This window comes from Streptococcus sp. ELY_125, from assembly GCF_058314535.1.
This window is the reverse complement of the sequence record NZ_JBZFUM010000037.1, coordinates 1-8,561: the sequence shown is the minus strand read 5'-3', so window position 1 is coordinate 8,561 and position 8,561 is coordinate 1. Positions and strand designations below refer to the sequence as shown.

General features: G+C 38.3%; 11 protein-coding genes and 1 pseudogene. All 12 read right to left on the bottom strand.

Features of this window, described 5'->3' with window-relative positions:
- Positions 1-259: 259 nt before the first annotated feature.
- Positions 260-499, bottom strand: coding sequence for a 30S ribosomal protein S18 (gene rpsR, locus AC4HAL_RS10775; RefSeq protein WP_000068664.1), 240 nt, complete (start codon positions 497-499; stop codon positions 260-262).
- A gap of 50 nt (positions 500-549) precedes the next feature.
- Positions 550-1,032, bottom strand: a complete 483-nt coding sequence (locus AC4HAL_RS10770) for a single-stranded DNA-binding protein (RefSeq protein WP_491094160.1) — start codon at positions 1,030-1,032, stop codon at positions 550-552.
- 11 nt (positions 1,033-1,043) lie between these two features.
- Complete coding sequence (gene rpsF / locus AC4HAL_RS10765) at positions 1,044-1,334, bottom strand: 30S ribosomal protein S6 (RefSeq protein WP_447452659.1); 291 nt, start codon at positions 1,332-1,334, stop codon at positions 1,044-1,046.
- A gap of 388 nt (positions 1,335-1,722) precedes the next feature.
- Positions 1,723-1,857 carry a bacteriocin gene (locus AC4HAL_RS10760; RefSeq protein ID WP_491094159.1) on the bottom strand — a complete coding sequence of 45 codons (135 nt, stop codon included), beginning with the start codon at positions 1,855-1,857 and terminating at the stop codon, positions 1,723-1,725.
- Between the two features lie 341 nt (positions 1,858-2,198).
- Positions 2,199-2,369 carry a ComC/BlpC family leader-containing pheromone/bacteriocin gene (locus tag AC4HAL_RS10755; RefSeq protein WP_491094158.1) on the bottom strand — a complete coding sequence of 57 codons (171 nt, stop codon included), beginning with the start codon at positions 2,367-2,369 and terminating at the stop codon, positions 2,199-2,201.
- A gap of 89 nt (positions 2,370-2,458) precedes the next feature.
- Positions 2,459-2,683, bottom strand: a complete 225-nt coding sequence (locus tag AC4HAL_RS10750) for a garvicin Q family class II bacteriocin (protein WP_491094157.1) — start codon at positions 2,681-2,683, stop codon at positions 2,459-2,461.
- Positions 2,684-2,936: 253 nt separating this feature from the next.
- Positions 2,937-3,860, bottom strand: coding sequence for an HlyD family efflux transporter periplasmic adaptor subunit (locus tag AC4HAL_RS10745; RefSeq protein ID WP_491094156.1), 924 nt, complete (start codon positions 3,858-3,860; stop codon positions 2,937-2,939).
- Between the two features lie 14 nt (positions 3,861-3,874).
- A complete protein-coding gene (locus tag AC4HAL_RS10740; RefSeq protein WP_491094155.1) occupies positions 3,875-6,154 on the bottom strand; it encodes a peptide cleavage/export ABC transporter in 2,280 nt (759 codons plus the stop codon).
- A gap of 753 nt (positions 6,155-6,907) precedes the next feature.
- The gene (locus tag AC4HAL_RS10735) at positions 6,908-7,162 is read right to left on the bottom strand and encodes a hypothetical protein (protein ID WP_491094154.1); all 255 of its coding nucleotides are present in this window, start codon (positions 7,160-7,162) and stop codon (positions 6,908-6,910) included.
- Between the two features lie 150 nt (positions 7,163-7,312).
- Positions 7,313-7,558 carry a hypothetical protein gene (locus tag AC4HAL_RS10730; RefSeq protein WP_491094153.1) on the bottom strand — a complete coding sequence of 82 codons (246 nt, stop codon included), beginning with the start codon at positions 7,556-7,558 and terminating at the stop codon, positions 7,313-7,315.
- Between the two features lie 537 nt (positions 7,559-8,095).
- Complete coding sequence (locus tag AC4HAL_RS10725) at positions 8,096-8,257, bottom strand: hypothetical protein (RefSeq protein ID WP_491094152.1); 162 nt, start codon at positions 8,255-8,257, stop codon at positions 8,096-8,098.
- Between the two features lie 189 nt (positions 8,258-8,446).
- A pseudogene (locus AC4HAL_RS10720) lies at positions 8,447-8,561 on the bottom strand (IS30 family transposase); the annotation flags it as partial.

Genomic DNA, 8,561 nt, shown 5'->3' with positions numbered 1-8,561 from the left:
GGAACTTTGACAACTTCAAAAAACGTATCTTCCTCGCTTTAAACCTAACAAAAAAGAAGACCAAGCCGGTCCTCTCTCGTTGTTCGTTATAAGTCACCCACTACACTTGATAATGAGCTTTTTTTCTCAATGAGATGAATAAGGGCGCTTATTTGTCTTCCTGTTTCACACAAAAGAGAATACTCTTATTCTTCTGTTTTTAAGCGTAAAAAACCGACCTCTTTCGGTCGGTTTTTTGCTAAGCGGTCAATAGACCCGATTAGTCCTCGTTCACAAATGGCATAAGAGCCATAACGCGAGCACGTTTAATTGCTGTCGTTACCTTACGTTGGTTCTTAGCAGATGTTCCAGTTACGCGGCGTGGCAAAATTTTCCCACGCTCAGAAACAAAGCGGCTAAGCAGTTCAGTATCTTTGTAATCAACGTATTCAATCTTGTTAGCTGCGATATAATCAACTTTTTTACGGCGTTTGAATCCGCCACGACGTTGTTGAGCCATGTTATTCTCCTTTATATTATTTCAAGTTTAGTCCTTCGTGTCCAAGATAATTAAAAGGGTAGGTCGTCGTCAGAAATATCCATTGGGTTAGAGTTGCCAAATGGACTTTCATCACGGCCGAAGTTCGGTGTTGGCTGCGAATCCTGTAAAGCAAAGCCTGAGGGATTGTTACCACCAGCATTGTAAGAACTACTGCTATTAGCTTCACGCGTTGCACGGCTTTCTAAAAGCTGGAAGTTGTCAGCAACAACCTCGGTTACATAAACCCGTTGACCTTGCTGGTTCTCATAATTACGGGTCTGGATACGACCAGTAATCCCAATCAAGGCTCCTTTTTTAGCCCAGTTGGCCAAGTTTTCAGCTTGCTGACGCCAGATAACACAGTTAATGAAATCAGCCTCACGCTCACCATTTTGGTTTTTAAAATTACGATTCACAGCTAGGCTGAAAGTCGCAACGGCTTGATTAGACGGGGTGTAACGAAGTTCCGCATCACGGGTCATGCGGCCAACTAGTACGACGTTATTTATCATAAGCTACCTTCTTAAGCGTCAAGCTTAACAATCATGTGACGAAGAATATCGTTGTTGATTTTTGACAGACGATCAAATTCATTAAGAGCATGAGCGTTATCAGATTCAACATTAACGATATGGTAGAGACCTTCTGTGAAATCTTGGATTTCATAAGCCAAGCGACGTTTTTCCCAATCTTTTGATTCAGCAACAGTCGCACCGTTGTCTGTCAAGATAGCGTCAAAGCGTTCTACCAAAGCGTTTTTAGCTTCTTCTTCAATGTTTGGACGAATAATATAAAGAATTTCGTATTTAGCCATTGATGTTTTCCTCCTTTTGGTCTAATGACCCCCAGTCAATGCAAGGGGTAAGTGAGGGATACTCACAAGGTAATATTATACAGGAATATAACTACCAATGCAAGGAAAAACGGTTAATTTTCACTGTTGATTTTCTCTATAGGGTACGCTGTCCGATTCAGCTCCCCACCTCAAAAAGTCAACTTAGAATAATACTAAAAAGCCTGTCTATCCCTAGTAAAGAATAGATAGGCTTTGAGCATCTCAATAGAAAGTTGTTTAATCACTAGTTTTTAATGATATAGTCTTAAAACCTGTCAGACTACTGAAATAAATCCGCGCCAGACTGATCTTGTCTTAGTTATTGACTATTAATAGTCTGAAAGAGCTCCGGTAGCAGTTCCTACCATTACGCCAAGTATAGCAAGATATGGAGTGGGTCTGGATAAAGTGGATAAGGTCGAGGTGGAGCGAATCCTCCTGAAACAGCTGTCAATTCTTCTTTACTTACGTTTTCAAATTCTTCAAATGCGATTGTATTCATGTGAATACCTCCTTATTTAACTTGGCCTTTCATTTACTCCGTGTAAATCTGACCTGGTTTTTACTTATCAATCAAAATTATTTTCAATTGATGGTAATCATTGTAAAGGATAGAAGACCTATAATCAAGCGATTTTGAACGGTTTAATCAAATTATAAGACCTCTGATAACAGCCACTAAATTTTCTATTTATTTTCATTTGAATATAAATAGAAAATTCGATCCTAGGAATCTAGAATCGAACTTAACTATTTTTTAGTCTTATTTTGATCAATTACTGAAAGCATGATTTCAGAACCAACCCTCAAGTTTCCTTAGCTGAATGCACCACCAATGCTCTATTAAGAGATGACGATTGCATCTTCTACTAATGAAATTGCATTATCAACAGCGGCAACAACATCAACTGTATCAAGAAAATCGGTGACACTATCAAGGAAGCCGCCTCCTGTGATGGTGATCAAGTCTTCTGAGTTCATTTCTTCAAAATTTTCTAAGATGTTTGTATTCATAGGAATCTCCTCCTTATTCTTGGCTTGGTCATCTACTGCTTCACGTAATCTGACCTGTTGGGTTATCAATCACTCGAATTTATCTTCAATTAATAAGCAGCAAAGCTAGCAACCCCTGATGCCCAGCTATTCACCATGGTGTTTAAAGCTGCTTCGAAGGGGCTCTTAGTTACTTGATAGCCCCAGTGACCATTTTCATCTCTGTAAGCATAACCATTAGCGCAATCCATAAAATGGGTGTACTCACCACCACTGACTGCTGCTAAGTTATCAGCTGTGACTGTTGTAAAGTGTTCAAATGCGACTGTATTCATGTTGAATATTCTCCTTATTTTTACTTGGCCTTTCATTTACTCCGTGTAAATCTGACCTGATTTTTACTTATCAATCGAAATTATTTTCAATTGACAGTAAATATTCTAACGGATAAGATTCCTACAAGCAAGCGATTTCGAGCGGTTTAATCAAATTATAAGACCCCTGATAACAGCCACTAAATTTTTTATTTATTTTCATTTGAAAATAAATAAAAATCCAACTCAGTTTGAGCCGGATTTTGAATTAAGCTTAATTTTCCATCTTGTGAAGCAATTTGTCCTTAAAATAGTCAAAGTAGGTCTTTTTATCGGTAACAGTAACGGTCTTACCAGTCATACCATACTTGACTAGTTTGCTGTCCTTTTTAGACAGCTTAGCCTTAGCCGTAACTTTGAAGACATTTCCCTTCTTGGTCGTTATGGCAGAGGAAGCTACATTGGTAATTTTCCCCTCAATAGTTACCTTATCATTGCCCTTTCTTTCTAGAGAGAGCCGAGTTTTTTGCCCTTTCTCCATCGAAACAACATCATCAGATGTGACATAGTAACTGATAAGAACGGTCTTAGTCTTTTTAATGTCGGGATAAATTTGACCGATCTCAGCTCCACTAGGCAGAAGGTTTGCACCTTCGTACTTAGGATTGATATGGATAATACCATCTTCAGGCGCAAAGAGCGTCACCTTCTTGGTTTCACTGCTGTTATCTTTCTTTTTGGACTTCTTATCTTTCTTTTTCTTGTCCTTAGATTTTTTCTTCTTTTTGGATTTCTTTTTATCCTTATTATCTTTTTTCTTGTCTTTTTTATCTTTTTTGTCCTTTTTCTTGTCCTTCTTATCGCGCTCCTGCCTATCTTTAACAATCTTTTCCTGCTCTTCTTGCCGTTTAGGACTAGCGTCTTCTGAATAGCCAATCAGAAGGTCACCTTCCTTAACAGTCGCATTATTATCTAGATTATTTTTTGCAACAGAAGCATCGCTGTAGGATTGAATAACTGACACAACTCTAGTCGGAGCCACTTCACCAGTAGAGATTACAGTGATTTCCTTTTTGGCAAAGCAGAGAAAGACCACAATAAAGATAATCAGGCAGACCACAGGGACAATCAGCAAGGTCGCAAAGTTGTGATAACGTCTCCTATAAAATTCGGCACTTTGTAAAAATTTCGGATCCATGTTTGTCCTCTCTTTCAATTAAACAGCTCAGCATAAAGGCCTTTATTAGCCAAGAGCTCTTTAGGACTTCCTTGTTCAACGACCTGGCCTTGCTCCATCACAATAACGGTGTTGGTGCGCTGGGAAATACTCAAGCGGTGAGCCACGAAGATAACAGTCTTATCTGTCATCTTCAAGAGATTATCGACAATTTTACGCTCAGTTAATACATCCAAGCTGCTGGTAGCTTCGTCGAGAATAAGTACCGGCGACTTCGTCAAGAGGGCACGAGCCAAGGCAATCCGCTGTTTCTGTCCACCAGATACACCAGCACCATCTGATAATTCTGTCTGATAACCAAGCGGCATCTGCTCAATATCCTTGCGGATTTCCGCAATCTCACAAGCACGGATAATGTCCTCTTGGGTCGTTCCCTCTTTGGCACCGAGGGTTAGATTATCCATGATAGAGCCACTAAAAACATAGGCCTGTTGCGGCAAATAATTGATATGCTGCCGCAGAGCGGTCTTATCAATAACTTTCAGATCATTTCCATTGAGGCGGACAATGCCACGGTTAGGTTCGTAGAAATTGACGATCATTTTGGCTAAGGTTGTCTTACCCGAGCCACTAGGTCCAACGATACTAACTTTATCACCTTTTTTGATAGTTAGGTTAATATTGGAAAGAGTATCGCGGCCAAATCCATATTTATAGGATAGATTTTCAAAAGAGATGTCCCCATCCAGGAAGGTTGTTTCGGACAGTTCCCCATTATTATCAAACTCAGAATCCACTAGGTAAACTTCGTTCAGACGCGTATTCGCCACGCGGGCTGATTGCAGTTTTGTCTGCAGACCAATAATGCGCTCAATAGGGTTTGAGAAGTAAGACAAGAGAGCATTAAAGGTAATGAGCTGACCGACAGAGATTTTGCCATCCATAACTAAACGAGCGCCATACCAGAGGATAACAACATTGAGGATCATCTTGGAGCCTGTTTTCAGGGCGTTTTGAATAGCAGTATATTTATGCAGCTTGAAGTTCTTTTCCAAATAATCCACAAATTCACTGTCAACACTCTGATAACGTGCATCTTCACTAGTTAGTGACTTAATGGTTTCCATACCATTAATATCCTCGATGATTGATGAGCTGACAATAGCATTGCTTTCCATCATCTCATGATTCATCTTTTCAAAAGGCTTTAAGAAAGCAAAGATGATGATGGCATAGACAGGGACAGAAATCAAAGTCAAAAAGAAGAGGTTATTATTTTGAACCAGCAAAACCCCACCGACCAAGACGATCATAGTCAAATCTAGAAAGACCGAAAAAATAGTCGAAGCGACTGCATCAATAATCTGATTGGCATCGGTAAAACGAGAAGTAATCTCACCGGTTCTCCGAGTCGCAAAGAAGGACATAGGCAGGGTGAAGATATGCTTGATATAAGAGAGAATAACATCAATAACCAAGCGAATACTCAAGACAGCCAAGAGATATTCCTTGGCAAAATTCATCATCTGCTGAATAATGTAAGTTACAACCAGACCGATTGTGATAATCCCTAGGGTAGAGATTAATTGATCAGGAATGTAGGAGTCCAAAATCCCCTGCAGATAGTAAGATCCAACAATATCAATCAAGGTAACAATTAAACTAGCCAGAATGATATAGGTCATCAGCGCCTTCTGCTTAAAAATCAGCGGGAAGAAACTGGTTAGGCCATTCTTGTTGTCTTTATGCGGTTTATAGCTAGGCTGAGGGGCTAGGAAGATGGAGACACCGGTCCATTCTTTTTGGAATTCTTCCTTGCTCATCCGCGTAACCTTGACCGTAGGATCGGGGTCACCAATAATCAGATGATCCTTTTCATTGGCATAAACGACATAATAGTGCTGCATTCTTTTTCCCTTGACGACATGCACAATAAAAGGATATGTTAAGTCGTCGTAATCAAAAAGGGTCATGTCTGCCTTAATAGAGCGGGTCTCAAATCCCAGCTTCTTAGCAGCCTCAACGATACCTAGGGCAGTCGTTCCTTGCTTATCGGTCTTTGAGAGCTCTCGCAGATGGGCAATAGAATAGTCTGAGCCATAATGCTTGGCAACAGAAGCCAAGGCTGCCGGACCACAGTCTCTGGTATCAATTTGAGGAACAAACTTGTACTGTCTGCGCCAGAATAAGCGGCTGCGCCCCTGTCCTTGAGATTGCGAGGGGGCAGGCATTCCTCTGCCAGAGAGGCGCTTAACTACTTCCAAGAGCACATTAACCGCAATGACGATAAGAATAATGTAAATAACTTGTTTCATAAAATTGCTTTCCTAAATTTTATTACCGATAATATCCCTAAAAAGTGACCCAACTTTAAAGATAATAAAAGTCGAGTCACTTCTCTCTAAAACAGCAGAGTGATATTGAGTGCACATTTCTTATTATCCATTTTAAATTAATAAAACGAACATCAATAACTTGGTTCCAGATCTTAATCCAGCCCCAAAAATCCAGTAACTATAGCTAGAATAAATAAAGTACACCACCTGTACACCAATCAGTCTAACAACTTTAGTTGCACTTGACAATATTGTTAAGCTTATTTTAATCAAATTTCAAGATTAGCGTCATAATAAAAAAAATTTTCTGACTATTTAGTGGTGTTGCCTTTCAAAATCCCCCAAAATGAAGAGGGGGAGATCAATGTCCTCCTCATAATTTAATAAATTTGAGAAACTGCCTCTTATATGCCACTAAAACATAGCAGCTGCTGCGCCAGCATTCCGGGAGTTCGCTACCGTAGCATACTATTCATTGGTAGAGTGGGACAACTAGCTGCATTACTCATTACGTAAATAATGGTATATTACCATTACAATCAAATAGAGCAGTAAAGGACCCGAAATATAAAATCTAATCCTTTTTGGTTTAATACTTTTAAGTCCATAATCAGCTAAAAAACATAGCAATGATAACTATTGCATTAATGATATCAATTGGTGTTTTCATTTAGTCCTTGCTTTTGATAAATTATTATATAGCTATTCTCAAACATTAGGTACATCTAACAGTTAAAGGAGAACGCCTTTATTGACGTTATCTCCAAGATAACCACCTACACCAGTGCCAATAATTTTTCCTACCACTCCACCGACAGCTCCTCCTGCAAGATAACCTACCACAGTTCCTAAAACTGGGCAGATCATTGTATCGATCGTGCTTCCAATATATTGCCTAGTCAGGGTCCCAGCTGATGTTCCTACATAACTCCCTCCTGCTCCACCAGCTACAGCAAGAATATGACCTCCACCATTTGCTCCAGTCAATTTTTCTGAAGCACATATAAAATTAATTTATTTGGGTGTCCAATCATTAATTAATATTCACTATCACCACAACACTCGCATAGATATGCAATAAGTAAATATCAATAATAACAGATTTTGCACAACTTCCAATTTAGTTTATTATCAGTCTTAGCGGGCGTTCATATAGCCTTGAATAAAGCCAATAATCATATTAACAGCTGCAATACCAGTACCCAGACTATTTAAAATAATAGGAATCTTGTAATCAAATTCCTGACCTTTATTTTTACTGATTCCTAGTGACAGACCAATAATTCCAAGAATAAGACCAATGATAGCAAACAGGACTGAAAAGATTAATGACAAGATGCCGAGCACCAAAGGCGCTACTGATTTCTTAGGTTGTGGATACATTTAGTTATCCCCTTTCATTTTTATTTTTTGCTAGTTTAACAAATTAGATTTATAAAAAATATGGCTAACCACTAATGCATTAGCCATAAGCAATGAATAACTGAACAGCCTCATTTTATTACTAGGGAGCAAAACTAATAGAAGAAGAAATATTGATATCCTCCTCATAGTCTCATAAACTACTATAAGTTACTTTTTCATCAAACCTATCTAATCATCTAACGGAGACCACATTAACGCTAGCTCCAATTACCAAACAAGCCTGACTTCTTAATATAAAAGAAGTCAAGCTATCAAAAGGCAGACGAACAACAGCTTAAGTACTGGTGGAACATACCTAATTAGCTAAAATACTTACCTTTTAAATAAAGAGCTATAACTAGTAGATTTTCTAACAATAGTATAGAAAACACGATAAGCTTAATATTTTTTATCTGTGGAAATAACATAGGAATAAGTATCATAATAGGATAGCTGGCTAAAACAAACCAGCATAACTTAGGTGACAACATATGCATCTCCTTTTCTTAGGGTAGATTAGATCCATTTACCCCAAGTATTAACGCTAGCTCCAGCTATTCCTAAAGTGGCTGCTCCGCCAATACCACCTACTGCTCCTAAAACAAGACCGCCTACTTCTACCTCAGAAAGGCTATCTGTGGTTGTGACCTCAAATTCTTCAAATGCTAATGAGTTCATAAAATTCTCATTGAATTTATTAATAGTTTATACTAATAGATATAGCGGTACCAACTCATCTACTAATATGATTTCATATTAATATTTTTTTTAGTTTTTTTCAAGACAATTCTGAGATTGTTAGATAACAGCAATCGTTAAGCAAAACAAAATAAATTTTTTAGAAAATTTATTAAATATCTTAAATTGTCAAATTAAGTTGGACAGTTTCACCTGACTCAGAAAAACATGATAAGGTGTTTGATAATTTAGAGATTTTCTAGGAATCTTGTTTCTCCTATCAGCTATAGCTGATAAAATGGTT